The organism is Arthrobacter sp. Y3225116 (assembly GCF_059091245.1).
Window position 1 is genome coordinate 1 of record NZ_JBNHGL010000476.1, and the last position, 983, is coordinate 983.

Below are 983 nucleotides of genomic sequence, written 5' to 3' on the forward strand. Positions count from 1 at the left end.
TCTGGGCCAGCGGCCCCCGCAGCACGTCGCCCTCGGTCTTGATCCGGACCAGTTCATACTCCAGGGCCCCGCCGGCGGCCAGCGCCTCCGCCACGGTCAACGCCGCCCTCGAGGGCAGGGCCAAGAGCCGCACCACGGACACGGTGCCGGAGGTTGCCGCAGTGCCCCAGGTCCAGGTGCAAACCCGGATGCGGGACCTGAACCTGCTGCAAGCTGCCCTGGAAGATACGCAGGCAAAGGTTTCCCGTGTCACCGAGGCCTCCCTCGAGGCGGACTGGGCAGACGTGGCGGCGGTCTTCGAACGCGACGCCGACGGCATCTGGCAGGTCCATTTCAGCGGTGAAGACGTTGACCGGCGGCGCGCGGCCGAGATCGTCCAGGCGATCGACGCCGCGTACGCGCGCCAAGTCCAGCAGGCGGTGGTGCAGAAGCTGCGGGAACGCGCGCACACCGCCGGCCTGCAGCTCGCATCGGAGACGGTCGAGGAAGACCAGAGCGTCACCATGGTCCTGAATGTCCGCCGCTGACTCACCCGCCGCCCTCGCGGGCCGGACCGGAACGCCGGCGATCCCCTGGCTCGGTGTCGCCAGCCTGTGGCTGCTGCTGCCGCTGTTGGGCGTTGGGTTTGTGGGCTGGGCCGGCTTCGTGATCATCGGCCTGCTGGCGCGCCGCGCCGCCTGGCTGTCCGCCGGCGGCCTCTACCTGGTGGCGCTGCTGGTTTCGCTGTTCATGAACGAAGAGGCCGGCCCAACGGCCCGCCTCCTGCTCTGGGCCATCAGCTCACTGCATGCGCTGGGCATCAACCAGGCCTGGCTGCGCAACCGCTGGAACCTGGCGTCCCGCTCCTCCGGCAGCGCGTGGACAGCCCTCGTCCGCCGGACACCCGCGGGCACCGGCATGGACAGCACGACGACGATGCCCACCGCCGCGGCCATGTTCCGTCGTCGTCCCCGCACCGCCGCGCCACTCGCGGGGACTGCGCC

At 71.2% G+C, this 983-nt stretch carries 2 protein-coding genes; both read left to right on the forward strand.

The window, feature by feature from the left end; translation table 11 throughout:
- Positions 1–161: 161 nt before the first annotated feature.
- Entirely contained in the window at positions 162–527 is a 366-nt protein-coding gene (locus AC5RV2_RS18415; protein ID WP_494093527.1) for a hypothetical protein, read from the forward strand.
- Positions 514–983: hypothetical protein (locus AC5RV2_RS18420; RefSeq protein WP_494093528.1), on the forward strand; the 470-nt coding region annotated here is incomplete at its 3' end. The genes AC5RV2_RS18415 and AC5RV2_RS18420, both read left to right, overlap by 14 nt.